The organism is Pseudomonas sp. Hz4, assembly GCF_054898165.1.
Genome location: NZ_CM142719.1, coordinates 1,114,007 through 1,136,028, shown reverse-complemented (window position 1 = coordinate 1,136,028; position 22,022 = coordinate 1,114,007). Strand labels below are relative to the sequence as shown.

16 protein-coding genes, 1 tRNA gene and 1 pseudogene are annotated in these 22,022 nt (G+C 59.4%); 6 read left to right on the top strand and 12 right to left on the bottom strand.

The genetic code is table 11. From position 1 onward, the window contains the following. Positions 1–32 precede the first annotated feature (32 nt). Together ACYZTR_RS05020 and ACYZTR_RS05015 are read right to left on the bottom strand one after the other, a co-directional pair. Positions 33–1,574, bottom strand: a complete 1,542-nt coding sequence (locus tag ACYZTR_RS05020) for an alkaline phosphatase D family protein (RefSeq protein ID WP_461976935.1) — start codon at positions 1,572–1,574, stop codon at positions 33–35. A 167-nt stretch (positions 1,575–1,741) separates the two neighbouring features. After that, a complete protein-coding gene (locus ACYZTR_RS05015) occupies positions 1,742–2,050 on the bottom strand; it encodes a DUF6124 family protein (RefSeq protein ID WP_461976933.1) in 309 nt (102 codons plus the stop codon). Positions 2,051–2,535: 485 nt separating this feature from the next. Here ACYZTR_RS05015 and ACYZTR_RS05010 point away from each other — a divergent pair. From ACYZTR_RS05010 to ACYZTR_RS05000, 3 genes and pseudogenes are all read left to right on the top strand, one after another. Further along, a pseudogene (locus ACYZTR_RS05010) lies at positions 2,536–3,682 on the top strand (colicin E3/pyocin S6 family cytotoxin). Beyond that, the gene (locus ACYZTR_RS05005; RefSeq protein ID WP_461976931.1) at positions 3,679–3,921 is read left to right on the top strand and encodes a pyocin S6 family toxin immunity protein; all 243 of its coding nucleotides are present in this window, start codon (positions 3,679–3,681) and stop codon (positions 3,919–3,921) included. Before ACYZTR_RS05010 ends, ACYZTR_RS05005 begins: the two are co-directional and overlap by 4 nt. A 42-nt stretch (positions 3,922–3,963) precedes the next feature. Next, the gene (locus ACYZTR_RS05000; protein WP_461976929.1) at positions 3,964–4,194 is read left to right on the top strand and encodes a DUF7683 domain-containing protein; all 231 of its coding nucleotides are present in this window, start codon (positions 3,964–3,966) and stop codon (positions 4,192–4,194) included. A 148-nt stretch (positions 4,195–4,342) separates the two neighbouring features. Here the strand turns inward: ACYZTR_RS05000 and ACYZTR_RS04995 are convergent, their stop codons facing one another. Genes ACYZTR_RS04995 through ptsP form a run of 3 tightly spaced genes read right to left on the bottom strand, consistent with a single transcriptional unit; the run spans position 4,343 to position 9,896 of the window. After that, positions 4,343–6,082: a PTS fructose-like transporter subunit IIB gene (locus tag ACYZTR_RS04995; protein WP_461976927.1), complete on the bottom strand. Its 1,740-nt coding sequence runs from the start codon at positions 6,080–6,082 to the stop codon at positions 4,343–4,345. Positions 6,083–6,093: 11 nt separating this feature from the next. Beyond that, positions 6,094–7,035, bottom strand: coding sequence for a 1-phosphofructokinase (gene pfkB, locus ACYZTR_RS04990; protein ID WP_461976925.1), 942 nt, complete (start codon positions 7,033–7,035; stop codon positions 6,094–6,096). After that, positions 7,035–9,896, bottom strand: coding sequence for a phosphoenolpyruvate--protein phosphotransferase (gene ptsP / locus ACYZTR_RS04985; RefSeq protein ID WP_461976923.1), 2,862 nt, complete (start codon positions 9,894–9,896; stop codon positions 7,035–7,037). The genes pfkB and ptsP overlap by 1 nt, the downstream gene beginning before the upstream one ends. Positions 9,897–10,197: 301 nt before the next feature. Between ptsP and cra the strand changes: the two genes are divergently transcribed. Further along, positions 10,198–11,193: a catabolite repressor/activator gene (cra, locus tag ACYZTR_RS04980; protein ID WP_461976921.1), complete on the top strand. Its 996-nt coding sequence runs from the start codon at positions 10,198–10,200 to the stop codon at positions 11,191–11,193. Between the two features lie 3 nt (positions 11,194–11,196). Further along, entirely contained in the window at positions 11,197–11,976 is a 780-nt protein-coding gene (locus ACYZTR_RS04975) for a TatD family hydrolase (RefSeq protein WP_461976919.1), read from the top strand. A 116-nt stretch (positions 11,977–12,092) separates the two neighbouring features. On the opposite strand, the gene ACYZTR_RS04970 is transcribed toward ACYZTR_RS04975, so the two are convergent. The 4 genes from ACYZTR_RS04970 to ACYZTR_RS04955 all read right to left on the bottom strand — a co-directional run bounded on the left by ACYZTR_RS04970 (position 12,093) and on the right by ACYZTR_RS04955 (position 17,976). Further along, the gene (locus ACYZTR_RS04970; RefSeq protein ID WP_461976917.1) at positions 12,093–14,123 is read right to left on the bottom strand and encodes a methyl-accepting chemotaxis protein; all 2,031 of its coding nucleotides are present in this window, start codon (positions 14,121–14,123) and stop codon (positions 12,093–12,095) included. Between the two features lie 184 nt (positions 14,124–14,307). Beyond that, the gene (ampE, locus tag ACYZTR_RS04965; protein WP_461976915.1) at positions 14,308–15,144 is read right to left on the bottom strand and encodes a regulatory signaling modulator protein AmpE; all 837 of its coding nucleotides are present in this window, start codon (positions 15,142–15,144) and stop codon (positions 14,308–14,310) included. Beyond that, positions 15,144–15,701 (bottom strand): 1,6-anhydro-N-acetylmuramyl-L-alanine amidase AmpD, encoded by a 558-nt coding sequence (gene ampD / locus ACYZTR_RS04960; RefSeq protein WP_461976913.1) that lies wholly within the window; start codon positions 15,699–15,701, stop codon positions 15,144–15,146. Before ampD ends, ampE begins: the two co-directional genes overlap by 1 nt. 64 nt (positions 15,702–15,765) lie before the next feature. After that, on the bottom strand, positions 15,766–17,976 hold the full coding sequence (locus ACYZTR_RS04955) for a DUF1631 domain-containing protein (protein ID WP_461976911.1): 2,211 nt from the start codon (positions 17,974–17,976) through the stop codon (positions 15,766–15,768). Between the two features lie 285 nt (positions 17,977–18,261). Here ACYZTR_RS04955 and nadC point away from each other — a divergent pair, with 285 nt between their 5' ends. After that, positions 18,262–19,110 (top strand): carboxylating nicotinate-nucleotide diphosphorylase, encoded by an 849-nt coding sequence (gene nadC, locus ACYZTR_RS04950; protein WP_461976909.1) that lies wholly within the window; start codon positions 18,262–18,264, stop codon positions 19,108–19,110. A gap of 50 nt (positions 19,111–19,160) precedes the next feature. On the opposite strand, the gene ACYZTR_RS04945 is transcribed toward nadC, so the two are convergent. From ACYZTR_RS04945 to pnp, 3 genes are all read right to left on the bottom strand, one after another. Continuing rightward, positions 19,161–19,466 carry a DUF6388 family protein gene (locus tag ACYZTR_RS04945; protein WP_461976907.1) on the bottom strand — a complete coding sequence of 102 codons (306 nt, stop codon included), beginning with the start codon at positions 19,464–19,466 and terminating at the stop codon, positions 19,161–19,163. A gap of 134 nt (positions 19,467–19,600) precedes the next feature. Next, a tRNA-Thr gene (locus tag ACYZTR_RS04940) sits at positions 19,601–19,676 on the bottom strand. Positions 19,677–19,815: 139 nt separating this feature from the next. After that, a complete protein-coding gene (pnp, locus tag ACYZTR_RS04935) occupies positions 19,816–21,921 on the bottom strand; it encodes a polyribonucleotide nucleotidyltransferase (protein ID WP_461976905.1) in 2,106 nt (701 codons plus the stop codon). Between the last annotated feature and the right edge of the window lie 101 nt (positions 21,922–22,022).

Below are 22,022 nucleotides of genomic sequence, written 5' to 3'. Positions count from 1 at the left end.
GCAGAGCGTGGGAACGATCATGTGCTGATATCTCAGACCGGTTGTAACCGCTGTTCAAACACACTGACCCCATCCAGATCACGCAAAACCACACTCATCTCCCCCGTCTGCCCTTCAATATTCACCTCACCAAAAAACTGAAACCCGGCAAACGGCGAGGTGTTTTGTGCCGGTGGTGCTTTCTCGAACACCACCTGCGGGCCAAAGGTTTTATCCAGCGGATTAGGCCCGAAGCTGCCCGCATTCAAAGGCCCGGCGACAAATTCCCAGAACGGTTCGAAATCCTGAAACGCCGCACGGTCCGGATGGTAGTGGTGCGCTGCGCAGTAATGCACATCCGCCGTCAGCCAGACAAAATTGCGCACCTGCTGCGCCCGCAGGAAGCCCAACAACTCGGCAATTTCCAGCTCACGCCCCTGAGCCGGTCCTGGGTCTGCGTTGGCCACCGCTTCCCAGCGCGCCACGCCAGGGCTGACTTCGCCGTCGGGTACGCCGAGGCCGATCGGCATGTCGGCGGCGATGACTTTCCATTGCGCGCTTGAGGCTTTCAATGAAGCCTTGAGCCAGTCAAGTTGCTCACGGCCGAGGAACGGTTTCGCGGCACCCAGGTTGTCGCCATTGGCTTCGCGATAGCTGCGCATATCAAGCACGAACACATCGAGCAACGGACCATAACTGAGCTTGCGATAAATCCGCCCGCCCCCATCGGCACTCTGCAACCGCATCGGTGCGTATTCCAACCAGGCCTGACGCGCGCGACCTACCAGGCCGTGGATATCTTTGCTCTTGTAGCGTTCATCCAATTGCTTGCCCGGCGACCAATTGTTCAGCACTTCATGATCGTCCCACTGCCAGATCTGCGGGACCTCGGCGTTGAAGCGGCGGATGTTTTCGTCCATCAGGTTGTAGCGGTAATTGCCGCGATACTCATCGAGGGTTTCCGCGACTTTGCTCTTGGCTTCAGTGGTGATGTTGCGCCACACACGGCCGCTCTCCGTGGTGAGCTGGGGAGGTATGGGACCGTCGGCGTAGATGGTGTCGCCGCTGTGAATAAAGAAGTCTGGCAGACGCAAACGCATGGCTTCGTAGATGCGCATGCCGCCGATGTCCGGGTTAATGCCGAAGCCCTGGCCGACGGTGTCGCCGCTCCAGACGAAACGGATGTCGCGACGGGTTTGCGGCACACTGCGCAGATGGCCGAACCAGGGTTCGCTGGCGACACCGCTTTGGGCGTCTTCGAAGTGCACACGGTAGAAAATTGCCTGGTCAGCGGGCAGGCCAGTGAGTTCGACCCGGGCGGTGAAATCAGTATTGGAGACGGCCAATGGCGAGACAAAACGACGAGGGTTACTGAACAGGCTGCGGGTGTCCCATTCCACCACCATCCGCGCCGGGCGATCGCAGCGGCTCCAGATCATCGCCCGGTCGCCCAGCAGGTCGCCGGACTGCACGCCATCGGTGAGTTGCGGACGATCCTTGACCGAGGCGATCACCGCCGGCGCCAGGCCTGGCAACAATAGCCCGGCACCAACGGCTTGCATGACACGACGACGGCCGAGGTCGAATTCGCTCATAGTGTTCTCCCTGAAAAGGAAAACTAAAGCATGCACGCATGACGTCCGTGTGAAAACGCAATCTCCTGTGGGAACGAGCCTGCTCGCGAAGACGATTTAACATTCAACAAATGTGCTGACTGAAAGACCGTATTCGCGAGCAAGCCCGCTCCCACAGTATCCGGCGGCTAGCCGGGCGGATCCAGATTATCCAGCACCCGATTCACCGCCAGTTCTCCCAACATGATCGACTGCTGAATCCCCAACATCGTGTTGCACTGCGTGCCTTGCAGATACCTCGCGAAGTCACTCGCCATGACATTCGCTGAGGCCAGCGATTCGCAGGCGTATTCCAGCAACGTTTGGTTGTCGATTTTGGGGTCTATGAGGAAGATTGTGCTGGGCTTGCGTGGATTCTGGTTGAGTTTTTCTGGATCGATTGATTCGGATCGAGCGGCCGGGTCGTCGCCCGGCAGATTTGTAGTCGATTTAAACATTTCCTGGATACCAATATTAGGGCGACCACTCTCGAGCTACTAAACAAGAGGTGGTAGCTGTACGCAGGTTAGTAGACCGGGAATCCAGGAAGCCGGCGCGCCCGAGAGCGCCCTACGCACAGCCACCATAAAGTGCAGGGATGAATACCTGACTATCTGATGCGCTATACGCCCCGGAAAACCACGGGCTACTAAACCCGATCACTGATGGGCAGTGACGAGAACCAACTTACAGACGGCCCCCAAGGCGCACAAGCCGGCGGATTCTGGCGCAGTTGTAGGCAACGGCGCAAGGCTGTGTAGCCTCCGGGACAACCGCATATTGATGCAAAAAAAAGCAGCTCCCGGGACCAGTAGGAACAGGTTTGTCCACTGGTCGGCAATATAGGGAAAACGGAATATGGCATTTGGGAATAGCCCTACAGCCAGCACTTGAACTCCCCGCTAGGGTGGATGTTTTTCATCGAAAGTATGGAAGCTTCTATATGTGCGGCTGTCCCCGCTGTAGCCCCCGCAAACCGACCCCAGACGACATACGGCGTCAAGATGCAGACATTCTCCGATATGAAAAAGGACTGGCTCGCGATGAAGTCCGACGGAACGAGCGCCCCTCGCAGCCAGAGGCGAAGCCCAATACCATGGGTTGCGTGTTCGCCAAAAGCTGCAACCTCCCAGACGGCGTAATTAATCACAACAACTCGACCGGGTTTGTCCCCGTCGAGAAACTGAGTGACTACGGGTTGTGGGCAGTGCTTGGCACCGGGGTCGCGATCACCGCCGAAGGGATTCCACTGAAACTGGTGGGTGCCTCGGCAACGGGCGGCGTCATTTCCCAACGTCTCGGCGGTTCTCTTGCACTGCGTCTACTAACAGGCTCAGCGGTTGTGGCGACTAGTGCAGCGGTCGGGACAGTTGCGGTATTGATGCCGAACACCAGCATTTCGCCAGACAGTGCCTTTTACCAAAATGAGCAATACGCAATGCTGGATACGGGGCGAACCCGTGTCCGTATCAATGTAAAGGCATTGCCGGATGGCTCAGTCAACGCTTACGGCTTTTACACAGGCGGGAAAAAAGACTGGGAGTTTGTCCCGGTCATCAAGGCCACTCAAGAAGGCGAGAAGTTTGTTGCTGACATCGGTAACGGGATTGGCCTGACCTGGACGCCAGCAGCGAATCCTGATGTTGTACTGGGAATTCCTGCATTGGAAGGCGCACCGCCACTACCGTCCGTATGGGTATACCCGCCCACCGAGCAAGCCAACAAAGCATTAGTGAACCCGGAGCATCCGCCCGAGTATCAGGATGCGATCAATCTGGTTCCCTGCCGACACAGGTGTAGAGCCGGTCTACATTATGCTGAGCGTATTGCCGGGGGATCACAGCTATCACCCCAGACCGAACAGCTTCCCTGCGTTCCCAGGGCTCAAACGCGCAACACCTAAAACTCCAAAAAAAGGCGGTGGGTTACGCGATAGATGGAAAGATGAAGACGGTACGATCTACGAATGGGACTCTCAACATGGAGCGCTGGAGAAGTACAACAAGCGTGGAAAACACCTCGGTGAGTTCAACCCGGAGACGGGGGCCCAGACAAAGCCAGCAAACAAAACTAGAGCGGTTGAACCATGAAGTACGAGCTGAAGTTTCAGATTTACGGAATACCTGAAAACGGTGACTTGGCCGTATTCGAGGTGGATTTGTCCCGGACCATTACCACGGATGCCCTGATGCCGATAATGGCTTGGCATGAAGAAAAGGATGCCATGGCAAGCCATCTACTATCCGCCAAGCAGGTTACAGCCATTGAGAATCTCGCAATGATTGAACTTCCCAAGGATCTAATGCTGTATCTCAGCAGCTACGAGTGAGCTTTGAATGGCGCGCAACTCAGGGTCTGGATTTAAAGAAAAATGAAACATGTCATAGAGGTCTTCGACAGACACAGTGAGGAGCTTCTCCTGAGTGTGGAAATACCCAATAGCCGTCACAAGGAACTAGCAAAACTAATGGATTGGCATACACCAGAGGATGAGTTTGACGGCTACGATCTTTCGCTAGAACAAGTGCGAACACTTGAAGACTGGACCGGCAGAACCCTGAGAGACGAGAACCACATCGTGCAGTTGGTGTGTATCGAGTAACCCATTCCGACGTCATCAGTGATTTGCCAACACACCAGATCCCTTGTGGGAGCGAGCCTGCTCGCGATGAAAGCGGCCTGACAGTCGATGTCTATGTCGAATGTCAGTCCGTCATCGCGAGCAAGCTCGCTCCCACAAGGGTTTGGTGTCAGGCGTTGGCGGGTTCTAGCGCCATCTCAACAACTTCCGGTCGCTTGAGCAGCGCATACGCCACCGCCGTCAGCAGGCTCCCCGACACAATCGCCAGCAGATACAACAGCGCATGGTTGATCGCATTCGGGATCGCCAGTACGAACAACCCGCCGTGCGGCGCCATCAGTTTGCAGCCGAAATACATCGACAACGCACCCGTCAGCGCACCCCCGGCGATGCTCGCCGGGATCACTCGCAACGGGTCTTTGGCGGCAAACGGAATCGCGCCTTCGGAGATAAAGCACAGCCCCAGTACCAACGCGGCTTTCCCGGCCTCGCGTTCAGCCTGGGCGAACTTGCGTCTCGCGATGAACGTGGCGATACCCAGGCCAATCGGCGGCACCATGCCGGCCGCCATGGTCGCCGCCATCGGTGCATAACTTTGCGACGCCAGCAGCCCCACCGAGAACGCATACGCGGCTTTGTTGATCGGCCCGCCAAGGTCGACGCACATCATCGCGCCCAGCAACACACCGAGCAGAATCGCGTTGGTGGTGCCCATGCTGTCGAGGAAGTGCGTAAGCCCTTCGAGCATCCCGGCCACCGGTTTGCCCACCACGTAGATCATCACCAGACCGGTGAACAGGCTCGCCAGCAACGGGATGATCAGAATCGGTTTCAGTGCCTCAAGACTTTGCGGCAAGCGCGCATAACGATTGATCGCCTGCGCCGCGTAACCGGCGATGAAACCGGCAATGATCCCGCCGATAAAACCGGCGCCCAGGGTGCTTGCCAGCAGACCGCCAATCATCCCCGGCGCCAGGCCCGGACGGTCGGCGATCGAGTAGGCGATGTAACCCGCCAACAGCGGCACCATCAGCTTGAACGCGGTCTCGCCGCCGATCTGCATCAGGGCTGCTGCGAGCGTGCCTTCCTCCTTGAAAGCCGTGATGCCGAACACGAACGACAAGGCGATCATCAGACCGCCCGCCACCACCATCGGCAGCATGAACGACACGCCGGTCAGCAGGTGTTTGTAGACACCGGTTTTCTCTTGCCTGGCCGGGCCTTTGGCGCCGGTCGAAGCGGTTTCCTGCGTGCCTTCGGCCAACGCCTTGTTCAGCGTCGCCTCGGCTTGTTTGAGGGCGATGCCGGTGCCACAACGGTAAATCTTCTTGCCGGCGAAACGCTCGGTGGCGACTTCGATGTCTGCCGCCAGCAGCACCACATCAGCATCGGCAATCGCTGCGGCGTTGAGCGGATTGCGCGCACCGACCGAGCCCTGGGTTTCCACTTGCAGGTCGTAGCCCAGGCGTTTTGCCGCTTGCTGCAAAGCCTCGGCGGCCATGAAGGTATGAGCGACGCCTGTCGGGCATGCGGTGACTGCAACCAGTCGCGGCGCATTTTTTACCACCGCAGCAGGCTCGGCGACGACCTCGGGGGCGACGTATACCTGAGCTTCTTCAGCACCGCGCCGTAGCACCGCTTCAACATCTTGCAGGGCTTGCGCCGGCGTGCTTTGGAAGACCCGCTTGCCGACGAATCGCGACATATCCACAGGCGCGCTGGTCACCAGCAACACCCACTCGGCCGCCTCGATCGTGGCCGCAGACAATTGGCGTTCAGGGTGCGCGGCATCGTTGACTTCGACACTGGTGCTCCAGCCCTGACGCTGGGCCGCTGCATCGAGCAAACGGGCGCACAAAACGCTGGTGACCATGCCATTCGGGCAGGCCGTAACAATCGCTAACTTCATTACAAACCCTCTTATTGTTCTGTCAGGGTGCGCATGCGCACGCCCTGTTCGAGCCGCGCCAACTGCGTGGCGTCGCCAATACCGAAACCGATCTGGGTGACCGCCATCGCGGCAATCGCCGTGGCGGTGCGCAGGGTCTGTTCAGGCGTGTCGGCACTGAGCAACCCGTGGAGCATGCCGGCCAGTAACGAATCGCCTGCGCCCACCGTGCTGACGACACTGACCTTGGGCGGCGTGGCATGCAGCGCCGAGCCTACACTGAACCAGTTCACCCCGTCGGCACCGTGGGAGATCACCACATGCTCGATGCCTTGAGCGTGCAGGCGGCTAGCCGCTTGCGCCTGGGCGGCCACTGAATTCACATCGCAGCCCAGCACATCGGCCAGTTCTTCGGTGTTCGGTTTTATCAACCACGGACCGGCGTTGAGCGCTGCCCGCAAGGCTTCACCGCTGGTGTCCAGCGCCACGTTCAAACCGAGATTTTTCAAACGCACAATCAACGCCTGCAACCATTGAGGGCTGATGCCTTGAGGCAGGCTGCCGGCAACGACGACCGCGTCATGCCCCGGCGCAATCTGGTCGAGGCGATCGAGCAATGCCTGCTGCGCGACTTCACTCACCAAGGGTCCGGGACCGTTGATGTCGGTGATGCGCCCATCGCTTTCCGCCAGTTTGATGTTGCTGCGCGTCTCACCCGGAACACGGATGAACGCGTCGACAAACCCGCGCTTGGCGAACAGGGTTTCGAACGCTTGAAGGTTGTCCTCCCCGAGGAAACCGCTGACCGTGAGCTGATGCCCGAGGTCCGCGAGCACCTGAGCCACGTTCACGCCTTTACCGGCGGCGTGGGTGTGCATCTCGTCGCTACGGTTGACCTGACCGGGTGCAAGAACCGGCAACTGGACGGTGAGGTCCAGCGCCGGGTTGAGGGTCAGGGTTAGGATCTTGGCCATTACAGGGCCTCCACTAATGCGCGCACTTCATTGGCGCTGCCCACGGCCAGGGCCTGCTGGGCAAGGATTTGGGTCTGGACCAGGTTGAGTTCGCGAATCCGCGCCTTGACCTCGGCAATGCTGCGACCCGACACACTGAGCTCATCCACGCCCAGACCGACCAGCACCGGCACCGCCAGCGGATCGGCCGCCAGTTCGCCGCACACGCCGACCCACTTACCGTTGGCATGCGCCGCGCGCACGGTGATGTCGATCAGTTGCAACACCGCCGGGTGCAAGCCGTCAGCCTGGGCCGACAAGGTTGGATGACCACGGTCGATGGCCAGGGTGTATTGGGTCAGGTCATTGGTGCCGACGCTGAAGAAGTCGACCTCTTTGGCCAGTACCGGAGCGAGCAATGCAGCCGACGGTACTTCAATCATGATCCCCAGTTGCAGGTCGGCAACCGGGATTTCCAGACGCAGACGTTCGGTCATGTCCCGCGCCTGGCGCCATTCATCGACGCTGCCGACCATCGGGAACATGATCCGCAACGGGCGGTTGTCGGCAGCACGCAGCAAGGCACGCAATTGCGCTTCCATGATCTGCGGACGTTGCAGGGTCAGGCGAATGCCGCGCACGCCGAGGAACGGGTTTTCTTCTTTCGCAATCGGCCAGTACGGCAGCGGTTTGTCGCCGCCGACGTCGAGGGTGCGAACGACCAAGGGACGACCGGCCAGGCCATCAAGGACGCGGCGGTATTCGACTTCCTGGGTCGCCTCGTCCGGCGCTTGCGAGTGAGCCATGAAGATCAGTTCGGTGCGCAGCAGGCCAATCCCTTCGGCGCCCTGCTCCACCGCGCTGATGACACCCGCGCTTTCACCAATATTGGCGAACACTTCGACCGCATGACCGTCGGTGGTCAGCGCCGGTTGATGGCGTTGTTCGGCGGCCGCTTTGAGACGTTGCTCGCGGGTGTCGCGCTCTTCGGTCGCGCGCTGCAAGGTCGCCGCGTCGGCGTCCACGTGCAGGCGGCCGCGCTGACCATCAATCAGCAATGGCGTGCCCGGCGCCAGCAGCAACACGGCCGGGCCGGCGCCGACCAGCGCCGGAATCCCCAAGGCTCGCGCGACAATTGCGCTGTGAGCGGTGGCGCCGCCACGGGCAGTGAGAATGCCGGCGACGCGGGTCGGATCAAGGCGGGCGACATCGGACGGACCGACTTCATCCATCACCAGAATGTACGGTTGCTCAGGCTCGCTCGGGGTTTGGACGCCACTCAACTGCGCCAGTACCCGACGACCGATATCACGCAAGTCGGCGGCACGCTCGGCGAGCAAGGCGTCCTGCAGCGATTCCTGTTGTTTGGCCGCTGCTTCAATCACCGCCATCCACGCCGCTTCGGCGCTTTCGCCTTGCTTGAGACGGGTGTCGACTTCATCGGTCAATTCCGGGTCGTCGAGCATTTCCTGGTGAGTGATGAAAATCTCGCGAATGGCCTTGGACGTGCTGCGTGCGATCAGGCCTTCGATGTCGCGACGCACGTCCGCCAACGCCTGTTTGAGGCGCTCGCGCTCGATGGCGGCAGACTCACCGCGCAGCGGGTAATCGATGGTTTGCAGCACTTGAATGTGCGCCGGGCCGATGGCGATGCCCGGTGCGGCGGCAATGGCCTGAACCAGACTGCCGGACGCTGGCGCGAGGATCACCTCGGCCACATCGGCAATCACTTCGCGCTGTTGACTCACGGCTGGCAGCGGTTCGATTTCTTCACCGAGGCCTTCTTCGATGGCGGCCAACAAGGCTGGCAATGCATCGGCGGCGATGCTCGGTTCAGCGATGAATTCCAGCACCTGACCGCGACGGGCGCCGAGGCTGAGCAGTTTGCTCAAACTCTTCACTGACACTGCGCTGTCCTGGCCGTCGACAATGCGCACGCGAACTTCGCCTTCAAAACTTTTCGCCAGTTGCGCGAGGATCTTCGCCGGACGCGCGTGCAACCCGTGGGCGTTGGCCAGCGCAATGCGAGCGCTGGGCCAATCGGCCGGCAGTCCACCGCCAAGGACTTCGAGGACTTTACGGCTGCTGGTGGCGCGGCCCAATTCATGGCCGCGACCTTCGATCAGCAACGCACAAAGGCGTTCGAGCAATGCCTGATGGGCTTCACCGAGGCTGGCCAGGCAGAACAGGCCACTGAGCGGCTGGCCGAGGTAGCGTATGGGTTTGTCCGGCGTGACGAAGGCCAGGCCCGGACGCTTGACCGTTTGTTCGCTGTGCAACCACCACAGGCCGTCGCCCAGCGGCAGCGCTTCGACTTGTTGCAACACCGCAGAGAAACCGTTGCTCACGCAGTTGGCCTGACGCAGCAAACGTGCACCGCGCCAAACCAGTTCCTCGAAATCATCGGCGGATACACCGAGGCCGATCATCTGCGCATCCAGCGCCAGTTCTTGCGGCGCGCCTTGCAACAGTTTCAACAGGGCTTCGGCGGAACTGGCGCGGCGCAGCGCCTGGCCCAGGTCGGTTTCACCGAGGGCACGGGTCAGCAGTTGCAACAGGCGCAGGTGTTCGTCGGATTTGGCCGCAATACCAATCGCCAGGTAGACGATCTGACCATCCCCCCAATCCACCCCCTCAGGGAACTGCATCAGCCGCACGCCGGTGGAAAACACTTGATCGCGGGTTTGCGGCGTACCGTGGGGGATGGCAATACCTTGACCGAGAAAGGTCGAGCCCTGTACTTCGCGCGCCTGCAACCCGGCGAGATAACCCTCGTCCACCAGGCCATCGGCGACCAGATGCTGGGCCAGCAGGTGCAACGCTGCGCACTTATCCACAGCCGACTGGCCCATGGAAATCTGCTCTATGGTGAGCTCGAGCATGCTTTTTCCTTTTTAGCGTCTTCGGACGCCAGGTATTGTTTTGAATGATTCAGCTTAGGCGCTTAGGCAAACCTTTTCAGGGGCAGTTTTGGCGGTTTCGCGTCAGAACCGGCAAAGGCGCCTATAACGCAGGAAATATGCTTGCTGAAACGTTTAATCCAGATTGATTGGCACGTTACTCGATAATGTCTCATCCTTGAAGTCCAATTGTCGGACGCGCGAAGGCAATGGTCGTCTGCCTGAATCGGGTAGGATTGGCGAAAATGTCGGTGCAAACTCGAAAAAATAAGGAAATCCCGGGTTGAAACTCAGTGATATTGCCCAGTTGGCCGGTGTGTCCGTTACCACCGCCAGCTATGTCATCAATGGCAAGGCAGAGCAGCAACGTATCAGCAGTGCCACCGTCGAGCGCGTGCGCGCGGTCGTCGAACAACATGGCTTTACGCCCAATCCCCAGGCTGCCGGGCTGCGCAGTCGGCACACTCGCACCTTGGGTTTCATTCTGCCGGACCTGGAAAACCCCAGTTACGCACGAATCGCCAAACTGCTGGAACAAGGCGCCCGGGCTCGTGGCTATCAGTTGCTAATCGCCAGTTCCGACGATGCGCCGGACAGCGAACGGAAGTTGCTGCAACTGTTCCGGGCTCGACGCTGCGATGCGTTGATCGTCGCCAGTTGTTTGCCGGCCGGCGATGACAGCTATCGCCAATTGCAGGCCAAGGGCACTCCAATCATCGCGATCGACCGGGTCATGGAGCCTGAGCATTTTTGCTCGGTGATCAGCGATGACCGCGAGGCCAGCCTGCAACTGACCCGCAGTCTACTGGACCCGCTGCCCAAGCAGATCGCACTGATCGGCGCACGCCCCGAACTGAGCATCAGCCAGGAGCGGGCGGCAGGTTTCAAAGAGGCGTTGGACGGGTTCAGTGGCGAGGTGCTGATCGAGCACGGCGAGTCGTTCAGCCGTGAGTGCGGCAAGCAGTTGATGAACGAATTGCTACAGCGTCTGGGCCATTTTCCGGATGCGCTGGTGACCACTTCCTACGTGCTGCTTCAGGGCGTATTCGATGCGTTGCACGATTTCCCGCTCAAAACCCGTCCGCTGCGCCTCGGCACGTTCGGCGACACACAGTTGCTGGATTTCCTGCCGCTGCCGGTCAATGCCATGGCCCAGCAGCATCAGCTCATCGCCGATAAAGCCCTGGAACTGGCCCTGGCCGCCATTGAACAATCGGATTACCAACCCGGCGTGCAGGCCATCGCGCGGACCTTCAAGCAGCGTATTCGCCAGGACTGAACCGTGGAGCTGATCGACAGCCACACTCATCTGGATTTCCCGGTCTTCGACGCCGATCGCTCGGCGCTGCTGGCCGAGAGCCGCGCCCTCTGCGTGCGGCGGATGGTGGTGCTGGGGGTTTATCAGGGCAATTGGCAGCGGGTCTGGGATCTGGTGCAAAGCGATCCCGACCTGCATGCGGCGTTCGGTTTGCACCCGGTGTATCTGGATGATCATCGTCCCGAAGACCTGACGGCACTCGGCGACTGGCTGACCCGCCTGGCTGGCCATCGGCAGTTGTGCGCCGTGGGCGAGATCGGTCTGGATTACTTCATCGAAACCCTCGATCGCGAGCGCCAGCAGGCGTTGTTCGATGCGCAGCTGCAACTGGCGGTGGACTTCAATCTGCCAGCTCTGATTCATGTGCGACGCAGCCATGCGGCGGTGATTGCCACGCTTAAACGATTCAAGTTGAAACGCGCGGGGATCATCCACGCCTTCGCCGGCAGCAAGGAAGAGGCTCGTGAGTACATCAAGCTTGGTTTCAAACTTGGTTTGGGCGGTGCTGCGACTTGGCCGCAGGCGCTGCGCATGCATCGCGTACTTGGTGAACTGCCGCTTGAATCGGTAGTGCTGGAAACCGACTCCCCGGACATGGCGCCCGCCATGTTTCCCGGTCAACGCAACAGCCCGGCTCACTTGCCGGCGATCTGCTCCGCATTGGCCGGGATCATGGCGATCAGCCCTGAGCAATTGGCCGCCGCCAGCACTGCCAATGCCTGTGAGCTGTTCAACTGGCGTTAGTCACCGATCGTTCCCACGCTGCGCGGTAACGCCGCCTGTAACGCTCTGCGTCACGACTTTTGGGACGCGGAGCGTCCCCGGCTGCATTCCCACGCAGAGCGTGGGAGCGATCATACTCAGACCCGAAACGCGCTGATCAACTGTTTGAGCTCCACCACCTGAGCCGACAACGCACGACTCGCATCCTCGGTCTGGTGCGCCCCTTCGGCGGTACGTTCACCCGCGCGGTTGATCTCGACAATATTCTGGTCAATGTCGTGAGCCACCGCAGTCTGTTGCTCCACCGCCGCGGCAATTTGCTGGTTCTGATCGACGATCATGCCGACGGCGCCGAGGATGTTCTCCAGCGCTTGCTGAACCTTCTCCGACTGCCCCACGGTACCGTTGGCCATCTGATGACTGGTACCCATGGCCTTCACCGCAGCGCCGACACCGCTGTGCAGCTTGGCGATCATTTGCTCGATTTCTTCGGTCGATTGCTGGGTACGTTTGGCCAGGGTCCGGACCTCATCCGCCACCACCGCAAAACCACGACCCTGCTCACCGGCCCGAGCGGCTTCGATGGCGGCGTTGAGCGCCAGCAGGTTGGTTTGCTCGGCGATGCTTTTGATGACTTCCAGCACGCGGCTGATGGACTGGCTATCGCTGGCCAGTTGATTGATCACCAGCACCGACTGATCAATCTCACTGGCAAGCGCAGCGATGCTGCCCTGCTGGGACTCCACCAGCCCGCGACCGCTGATGGTCTCGTCATTGACGCTGTGGGCGCTACTGACCGCCGCTGCGGCACTGCGCGCCACCTCAAGGGAGGTGGCCGACATCTGGTTCATGGCCGTCGCGACCTGCTCGATTTGCGTGCGCTGCCCCGCCACGGCCTGGTTGCTCTGGGCGGAGACGTTCTGCACCTGCCCGGCTTGGCGCTCGACCTCGCCGACGGTCTGCCCCACTCGTTCGATCAGGTCATGGATTTTCTTCACGGTGCCGTTGAACACCTCGCCCAGTTCGCCCAGTTCATCGCGGCTGTTAGCGCTGAAGGTCTGCGTCATATCACCCGCCGCCACCTTGTCCATCACAGCACCAAGACGCTTGAGGGTGGTGCGGGTCGAGGCGTAGAAGCCGCCGTAAAGGTAAAAAATCAGCACAAACACCACCGACAACGCCACAGCCTGCAAGACCATATGGGTGCGGTTCTGCTCCAGTCGCTGTTGTAACTGGGTGCCGAGAAAACTCAGGGTGGCTTCATTAAGTTTGTAGGTCTGGTCCATCAGGCCCGTGACCTGATCGTAAAAGCCCTGCCAAGGCGTATTGAGCGTATCGGCCATCACTACCTGCTCTTCGAACAGTTCACTGGCCTTTTTCAACGAAGCCTTGCTGCTATCGGCCTGAGCAGCCAGTGTTTCCCGTGCCGCTTTGCTGGAACCGAGCGCGTCCTGCAACTTCAGCGCATATTCGGCCTGCAGTTTTTCGATCTGCACCAGCAACTCATCAAAACGGGTACTCGATGCCGAGTTGAGAAAGCCCTGCCCCAGCGAAAAAGAGCCCATCGCCCGGCCTTCACCCAGAAGCTGGGTAACGGGCGGGGTGACATTGGTAATGAGTTCGCTCAGCTGGCGCATGTCGCTCTGAGTGTCGCGGCTGAGGCCGGCCTGACTGGCAATGATCTGACTGAAAATCTGCGCATTGCCGAGCAACTTGCCGATCATCCCACTTTTACTTTGCAGGGAGCTTTCTGCTTGTTGGGCCTTGAACGCGGCGATCATTTCATCGCGTTTACCCTCGAAAACGATGATCTGCTCGGGGTCAGTGGTCATCGCCGTCAGCCCTTGCAAACGGGTCAGCACACTTTGCTCCAGGGTACTGATCTGCGACTCGACATTGCCGGCCTTGCCGGACTGACCGAGGGTGACGTTGATCTGTACCAGGTTGTTCAAGGTTTCCAGATCGCGCCGTAACGTCAGGCTGCTACCCAGCAGGTCGAGGCTTTGCAGTTCGACGCGGGTGCCCTGGAATTCTCGATAAGAATCGCGCACCAGATAGAAGTTGGTCACCAGCATCGGCACAAGGAACAGCACGCTGATAAGGCTGAACTTCATGCCAAAGCTCAGGCGGTTCATCAGCGCGACAGCGGGATAGAGCAAGCTCTTCACTGGAGATCTCCCTTTGATTTCTTATTTTTATTGGCAGGCGCGGATCGAAAGCAGATAGCCACTATTCGGCGCTAGCTCTGTATAGCTTAAATCGGCGGGAGGTTTTGTAACTTAAGGTTAACGGGGGGGGCTTTGCCCCCAACGGGGGCAAGCCCCCTCGCCACAAATGGAGTTCACTGCGCAATTACGGAAGGACGGTCCACAACGCAAAACCGGCGTACCAGAGCACCGCCGCGCGCAGCAACAGTTCCCAGATCCGGTCGAGGCTGTTGATGCCGTCAGGCCCGACCACCGGCGCTGGAATTTCACCGGCCACCAGCCCGACCTTCTCGATCAATTGGGCGGCGCTGATGTTCCAGTTCAGCAGCTCGTGCACCATCACCCGGCCGACGGCGACAAAGTTACCGACCAGCGCAAAACTTGCCGCCAGCAGACGCACCGGCACCCAGTCGAACGCATGACGCAGTTGTGCGGCGCGCTCGACCACGGCCGGGTTCTGCCCGTGTTCTTCGGCCAGGGCCAGCAGTCGATAGCTCAGGGCCGCGACCGGACCCAGCAGGAAGTACCAGAAAATCACCGCGAAAAAGCTTTGATAGGCCTCCCACAGCAGATGCCCTTCGACCCGTTCCAGCAGTTGTTCGCCGCTATCGGCGCAGATACCCAGGTCGCGGTCCGCTACATGAGCGGCAGCTTGCAGGTCTTCCCGGCGCCAGGCATCGCGAAACGGCCCAAGACCGGCCAGCAGATCGCCGCGGCCCAAACTGTAAATCACCACCAGCAGGTGCACCGGCAACGCCAGCAGACCGTAAGCCACCGGGTCCAGCACCAGCAGCAACAAACCCAGCAGTGCCACTGGCAACAAAACCAGTATCACCAAGATCAGCCACGGACTTTTCGCCAGACGCGGACTGACCTCAAGCTTGTTCAGCTCGCGGACCCAACCGCCATCACGCTGAACCCGATGACGCAGGGCCGAGAACTTCTCGATCCAGACCGCCAACAGCAACACCAGAAAACTCATTATTGTTCCTCTTTTGCCAGGGCAGCGCGATAGCGTGCCCAGTCGAACGCGGGCCCCGGATCAGTTTTACGCCCAGGTGCGATGTCGCTATGCCCGCAGATGCGCTGTGCGGTGATGGCCGTGAAGGCGCATTGCAACTGCCGGGTCAGGGTCGTCAATGTTTGATACTGAGCGTCGGTGAACGGCAGATCATCCGTGCCCTCAAGTTCGATGCCCAGGGAAAAATCGTTACAGGTTTCCCGCCCTTCGAAACTCGAAACGCCAGCATGCCAGGCACGCTCAAGACAAGAGACAAACTGAGTGACTGTGCCGTCACGTTCGATCAGAAAGTGCGCAGACACACGCAGGTCGGCGATCCCTTCAAAGTAGGGATGCTCCGTGACATCCAGACAATTCTGGAAAAATTCCTGCACCTTGCCGGTGGCGAATTGCGCTGGCGGCAAACTGATGTTGTGGATCACCAGCAGGGAAATTTCGCCCGTGGGGCGCGCATTGAAGTTGGGCGAGGGGCATAAACGCACACCCTGACACCAACCGCTCGCGGGGTCCAACTGCATACAGGTTCCTTCAACGACGACTGTGATGGCGCCCAGTATGCCGTGATAGACCCTCGGGGCGCGATCACTTGCCGCGATTGAGGCGCCGCAGGTTACCGATCACCGACTCCAGCGCCCGGTCGAACAGCAACGTGTCGTCCAGCGCTCGCACCGCGCCACGATGGAACTCCAGCGCCAGACCGGTGCGACTGCGCTCCAGCACTTTCATTCCGGTGCGGTTGACGAAAATGTACTTGCCGGTGGCTTCAATGATCGCCGCCAGCTTGCAGCGAAGGGTGTTTTCCTCGTCTTCCTGAAACTCGACCCAGCACCCCAACCGCAGCTGATCGACCTGAAGCAGATCGGCATCGTTCTCCGGCACACGCACTGACGCCGTATCGACCGGCCCTTCGTCGGCGGTACGCAGGACAACTTCCTGCAGCACTTCGACCATTACCGGCGTATCGACAGACTGTTCAAGCGTGTGCCCTGGACGCTCGAACAGATGAACGTGCAAGGCTTCCAGCTCACTGAAAAACTCGCGGGTGGCGAACGGATCGAATGCCGAACTGCTCAGCCCATCACGCAACGACTTGAGCAACCCAGGCACCAGCGCCAACAAGCGCAGGCTCGCGTCGGGCTGGGCATGTTGCTGCACGCTCCAGATCAATTGCTCCATGGTCTGCACATCGGCGTGCCACGCGGCTGACTGATCGCCGTGCTTGAGGCACGTCAGCAGCAACACTTTGCTCCAGGCTTCCTGGACAAACACCACCACCCGTTGCGGCAATACTTTGCCCAACAGGGCCTGATTCAACACCTGTTCGACGCACTGGCGGGCCAGTTCAGTCCTGGCGCGGCCTTCTTCGGCGTCACGGGTTCGTTGCTCCAGCAGCTCACTGCGACGGCGCTCGTCGCTGGTGAAGGCGAGAAAATCCGCCAGCAATTCGGAAAAGACCGCCGGGTCATCGACAAAATCGTTCAGCAACCGTTGCACCACTTGCTCGATGCGCAGATACAGGCTGTCGCGCTCATGGTCATCGCACTCGCCCCAGCCCATGGCTGCGGTGGCAATTTCGTTGAGCAGGCGCCGAGCCGGGTGACTGCTGCGGCTGAAGAAGCTTTTGTCGAGCACCGCCACTTTCAGCATCGGGATCTGCAAACGGCCGATCAGCGCCTTGAGCGAATCCGGCAGGTTGCGGTCATCGAGGATGCATTCGAAGAGCATCGCGATCAGGTTGATCACGTCTTCGTCAGCCACCCCGACCACGCGTGACTTGCCACTTTTGACGCTGACCCGGGTCAGCAGTTGTTCGAGCTGGTTTCGCAGATCGAAGTCGTCCTGGGCTGCCGGCGCCGGCACGTATTGCTGCAAGTGCGAGAGCAGGCGCAGCAGGTCGCGGGTGGAAATCGGCTGTGCCTGGGCACTGGCCTCAAGCGTCGGCGCGACACTGCCACGCACGTGAAACAGCAATTGCTGCAACGCGGCGAAGACTTCCTGCACGCTGTCGTCGATCGGCGGGCCACCGACGCGGGTGTTGGCCGGCGCGGGTTCAACACCCACGCTGGCAGCCGCACGATCCGTGGCCCGACGCGCAGGAGCAGGTTTGAGGTCGGGCAGAACACCGGTGGCCATCAGCAACTGATTGGCTTCGGCGTAGAGCTGATTGGCATCTCTGAGCACGTAGCGTTCGAACAGTTTGAGGATGATCAGCTTGACCTTGATCTCCACCCCCAGGTTGCGCCCAGCCTGCAAAAAGTACTCGCAGAGCATCGCCGGCCCCATCGGATTGTGCTGATCGAGCAGCTCCCTGCCCAGCAGTGCGCTGAGCCGGGCACTCAGTTGATCCAGGGCGAAGCCGTCGCGGTTCAGCACTTTGCTGACCATCGCCTCCACTGCCACGCTGCGCTCCATCTCATCATTGGACAGCGCCGTCGCGGCGTCGAAGGCCAGCGCCTGGGACAAGGCAGACTGAGTGGTGTCGTACTGTGTGAGGCGAACAAAAGCCTCGACGAATTGCTCGAGAAAGCCGCGTTCGATGTTTTTGCGCTTGAGGCGCAAGTCGCGCATGGCTTCGAAGAAGAGACTCTGATCGACGTCATTGCGGGCCCGGTCGGCCATTTCGAACAGCGTGTCGTCGGCGTTATCGAACAGTTCCTGCAATCCATGCCTGAGCTGTTGAGCGGCCTTGTCGCGAACCTGAAGCAGAATCACAGGCAGGCGGGCGAGCGGCGAGTGAGTCGCCTGGTCGGTAGCAACCTTGTGCAAAGGCACTACATTCCCGTCGTTGTGCATTCAGGCCTCCTGAAACGGTGAGTCTTCGAATGGTCGTCAATTCAAATTCACGTCAAAGCCATGACGTCAAAAGCAAGGCGGATTATCTTGCAAAAGATGTCCCCTGTACCAGCAGACTCTGCGCTTCCCATTGAAATAGACGCTTATGGAAGGCATTGACTGAGTGCCGATTGCTCAAGCGAATCGATCAAATGCAGGTTTCACAGCGATGGGAACGCGTCTGATGCCTTGGGTTGCCCGGCGCCATGGCCCTATAATCGGGCCACTTTGTTTGTGGAGTCCGTTATGCCGAATCTACGTCTCGCCGATTTGACCGCCGAAATCGAAGCCAACGTGCGCCGTGCGTTGCTCGAAGACATCGGCAGCGGCGACATCACCGCACAGCTGATCCCGGCCGAACGCCTGGCCAAAGCCACCATCATTACCCGCGACGCTGCCGTCATCTGCGGCACAGCCTGGGTTGAAGCAGTGTTTCGGCAGCTGGACCCACGTGTTGCGGTGCACTGGCAGGTGCGTGATGGCGAGCGGGTGAAACCCAATCAGGCGCTGTTCCACCTCGAAGGCCCGGCGCGCTCGCTGCTGACGGGCGAACGCAGTGCACTGAACTTCCTGCAATTGCTTTCTGGCGTGGCCACACGCGCGCAGTCCTTGGCGGATTACGTTGCCGAGACCCAGGTGAAGTTGCTCGACACCCGTAAAACCTTGCCGGGGCTGCGTCTGGCGCAGAAGTACGCCGTGACCTGCGGCGGTTGCCACAATCACCGCATCGGTCTGTACGACGCGTTCCTGATCAAGGAAAACCATATTGCTGCCTGCGGTGGCATCCCGGAGGCCATCAACGCCGCGCGCAAGATTGCCCCGGGCAAACCGGTGGAGATCGAAGTGGAAAGCCTGGAGGAGCTGAAGGAAGCCCTGGCAGCCGGTGCCGACATCATCATGCTCGACGAGTTGAGCCTGGATGACATGCGCGAAGCCGTGCGTCTGAACGCAGGCAAGGCGAAACTGGAGGCCAGCGGCGGTATCAACGAAAGTACGCTGCTACCGATCGCCGAAACCGGGGTGGATTACATCTCCATTGGTGCAATGACCAAGGATGTGAAGGCTGTCGATCTGTCGATGCGCCTGAGCCTTTGATAAGACTTGTGTGAATGAAAAACGCCAGCCTCGTGAGGCTGGCGTTTTTATCAGAACACCAGATTATTCATCTCGCAGTACTCTTCCCACTCGACGCCCAACACCTCGGCAGCCTCCTTGTGCAGAACAACGCGCGCCGCCTCGAACTCTTCAGGGGTTGAGGTGTACTTGAGCGTCAGCTCCCACGGCTGCAAGCCCTGGGCTTCTGCCTCATCCTCGAACGCCCACTGGATCTGGTCTTTCTGATCGTCGGCGGGCAAGTCCTTGATCTCTTCGGCTAACTGGGGCGAATCCAGCAAGTACTTTTTCAGCGCTTCTTCGTGTCTGGCTTCTTGGGTCAACTCTTTAACGGTCATGGCGTTCTCTTTGATCTGGGGAATGGAAGATGGATCTGGATCATCAAGGATCTCTCTGACGCAAAAAAACCGTTTGAAGCCCGGCTTATCTGGCCTTCAGAACCATTCGGGATCATCTGAAAACAACGTGTCGCTGGTGCCCGAGACAGGAGTCGAACCTGCGACCCTCGCGTTACGAGTGCGCTGCTCTACCAACTGAGCTACACGGGCAGTGGGCTAAACCTAGCACTGACTTTGGGGTCAGGCAACTTCGTGACTCGTCTCATTTTTTTGCAGGCAAAAAAATACCCCGCAGCTTTCACTGCAGGGTATTTTTTATAACGTTGAAGCGGTCAGGCGTGGGGGGTGATTAAACGCCCGAAGCCTTGGCTGCTGCTACGTCTTTGATGGACAGCTTGATACGGCCGCGGTTGTCCACGTCCAGTACCAGCACTTCCACTTCCTGGCCTTCTTTCAGGATGTCGGTCACTTTCTCAACGCGAGCGTCGCTCAGCATCGAGATGTGAACCAGACCGTCCTTGCCCGGCAGGATGTTGACGAATGCGCCGAAGTCGACGATGCGCTCAACCTTACCGACGTAGATCTTGCCGATTTCAGCTTCTGCGGTGATGCCCAGAACGCGCTGACGTGCCGCTTCAGCCGCTTCCTTGGTTTCGCCGAAGATCTTGATCGAGCCGTCGTCTTCGATGTCGATCGAAGCCTTGGTCTCTTCACAGATCGCACGAATGGTCGCGCCGCCTTTACCGATGACATCACGGATTTTGTCGGTGTCGATTTTCATCGCGATCATGGTCGGAGCGTTCTCCGACAGTTCGGTACGCGACTGGCCAATGATCTGGTTCATCTGACCGAGGATGTTCTGGCGCGCTTCCAGGGCTTGGCCCAGAGCGATTTCCATGATTTCTTCGGTGATGCCTTTGATCTTGATGTCCATCTGCAGCGCGGTCACACCTTTGGCGGTACCGGCTACTTTGAAGTCCATGTCGCCGAGGTGGTCTTCGTCACCCAGGATGTCGGTCAGGATGGCGAATTTCTCGCCTTCTTTAACCAGACCCATGGCGATACCGGCAACCGGTGCCTTCATCGGAACGCCGGCATCCATCAGCGCCAGGGAAGCGCCGCAGACCGAAGCCATGGAGCTCGAACCGTTGGACTCGGTGATTTCCGACACAACACGGATGGTGTACGGGAACACGTCGGCAGCAGGCAGCATGGCCTGAATCGAACGACGGGCCAGACGGCCGTGACCGATTTCGCGACGACCAGCGCCACCCATGCGACCACACTCACCTACCGAGAACGGAGGGAAGTTGTAGTGCAGCATGAACGGGTCTTTTTTCTCGCCTTCCAGGGTGTCCAGCAGTTGTGCGTCACGGGCAGTACCCAGCGTCGCAACTACCAGAGCCTGGGTTTCGCCACGGGTGAACAGTGCCGAACCGTGGGTCTTAGGCAGAACACCGACTTCGATGTTCAAAGGACGTACGGTCTTGGTGTCGCGGCCGTCGATACGTGGCTTGCCGTTTACGATGTTTTCGCGAACGGTGCGGTATTCGATTTCGCCGAAAGCTGCTTTGACTTCACTGGAAGATGGCTGGCCTTCTTCACCGGACAGTTTGGCAACAACCTGGTCCTTCAGCTCACCCAGGCGAGCGTAACGGTCGGCCTTGATGGTGATGGTGTAAGCCTGGGAGATCGCGTCGCCGAACTCGGCACGGATAGCGCCCAGCAGAGCGGTAGCTTCTGGTTGTGGAGCCCAGGCCCAGGTCGGCTTGGCAGCTTCGGCAGCCAGTTCTTTAACAGCGTTGATCACAACCTGGAATTCGTCTTGAGCAAACAGTACCGCGCCCAGCATCTGGTCTTCGGTCAGCTCTTTGGCTTCCGATTCAACCATCAGAACGGCATCCGAAGTACCGGCAACGACCATGTCCAGGCTCGAAGCTTTCAGTTGTTCGTAAGTCGGGTTCAGCAGGTAACCGGTGCTTTCGTGGAACGCAACGCGGGCAGCGCCGATCGGGCCATCAAAAGGAATGCCGGAGATGGCCAGCGCAGCCGAGGTACCGATCATCGCAGCGATGTCCGGATCGGTCTTCTTGCTGGTGGAAACGACGGTGCAGACAACCTGCACTTCGTTCATGAAGCCTTCTGGGAACAGCGGACGGATCGGGCGGTCGATCAGTCGGGAAGTCAGGGTTTCTTTCTCGGAAGGACGGCCTTCACGCTTGAAGAAACCGCCAGGGATCTTACCGGCAGCGTAAGTCTTTTCCTGGTAGTGAACGGACAGAGGGAAGAAGCCCTTGCCTGGATCGGCTTGTTTGGCACCGACTACGGTCACCAATACGCTGACGTCGTCGTCAACGGTGACCAATACTGCGCCGGAGGCCTGACGGGCGATACGGCCAGTCTCGAGGGTAACGGTCGACTGACCGAACTGGAATTTTTTGATTACCGGGTTCACGGTGTCCTACCTTCTTTTGTGGCTCTTGGGGAACTTGTCTTCTTGCGAAATTCTTGGGCAATGTCGGGAGTCGACCCAACGCCTGTCCAGGGTAAAACGTG

What these genes read in the sequence shown, in the direction of transcription:
- ACYZTR_RS05005 (WP_461976931.1), top strand. Translation starts at nt 3,679, where the DNA reads ATGAAGTACGAGCTGAAGTTTCAGATTTACGGAATACCTGAAAACGGT.
- ACYZTR_RS05015 (WP_461976933.1), bottom strand. Translation starts at nt 2,050, where the DNA reads ATGTTTAAATCGACTACAAATCTGCCGGGCGACGACCCGGCCGCTCGA.
- ampE (WP_461976915.1), bottom strand. Translation starts at nt 15,144, where the DNA reads ATGAGTTTTCTGGTGTTGCTGTTGGCGGTCTGGATCGAGAAGTTCTCG.
- pfkB (WP_461976925.1), bottom strand. Translation starts at nt 7,035, where the DNA reads ATGGCCAAGATCCTAACCCTGACCCTCAACCCGGCGCTGGACCTCACC.
- nadC (WP_461976909.1), top strand. Translation starts at nt 18,262, where the DNA reads ATGCCGAATCTACGTCTCGCCGATTTGACCGCCGAAATCGAAGCCAAC.
- ACYZTR_RS05000 (WP_461976929.1), top strand. Translation starts at nt 3,964, where the DNA reads ATGAAACATGTCATAGAGGTCTTCGACAGACACAGTGAGGAGCTTCTC.
- ACYZTR_RS05020 (WP_461976935.1), bottom strand. Translation starts at nt 1,574, where the DNA reads ATGAGCGAATTCGACCTCGGCCGTCGTCGTGTCATGCAAGCCGTTGGT.
- ACYZTR_RS04945 (WP_461976907.1), bottom strand. Translation starts at nt 19,466, where the DNA reads ATGACCGTTAAAGAGTTGACCCAAGAAGCCAGACACGAAGAAGCGCTG.
- ACYZTR_RS04955 (WP_461976911.1), bottom strand. Translation starts at nt 17,976, where the DNA reads ATGCACAACGACGGGAATGTAGTGCCTTTGCACAAGGTTGCTACCGAC.
- ACYZTR_RS04995 (WP_461976927.1), bottom strand. Translation starts at nt 6,082, where the DNA reads ATGAAGTTAGCGATTGTTACGGCCTGCCCGAATGGCATGGTCACCAGC.
- ampD (WP_461976913.1), bottom strand. Translation starts at nt 15,701, where the DNA reads ATGCAGTTGGACCCCGCGAGCGGTTGGTGTCAGGGTGTGCGTTTATGC.
- ptsP (WP_461976923.1), bottom strand. Translation starts at nt 9,896, where the DNA reads ATGCTCGAGCTCACCATAGAGCAGATTTCCATGGGCCAGTCGGCTGTG.